1 protein-coding gene is annotated in these 244 nt (G+C 73.8%); it reads left to right on the plus strand.

Features of this window, described 5'->3' with window-relative positions:
* Window positions 1-244 (plus strand): hypothetical protein (locus AC0IYH_RS33460; protein WP_471838738.1); only part of this gene is annotated, 244 nt, incomplete at both ends.

Genomic DNA, 244 nt, shown 5'->3' on the forward strand with positions numbered 1-244 from the left:
GATCGACGGAACCACCGTCCGCACGGGCAGCGTGACGGCAGACGCGCGTGGACAGCGTTCCACCTCGACCGGCGTGTCGACGAGCGGCGGCGGGGCATTCTCGAACGCCAACACCAACAGCCAGACGGCCTCGACCGGCGCGGCGTCCGTCGGCGTCGCGGAAACCGGCCGCGTCCTGGGGTCGATCAGCGCGCTGGCATCGGGGGGGACGGCCTCCACGACGATCGCCGGCCTGGTCGGGGCG

The sequence above is a fragment of the Pseudomonas sp. AC463 genome, from assembly GCF_979253585.1.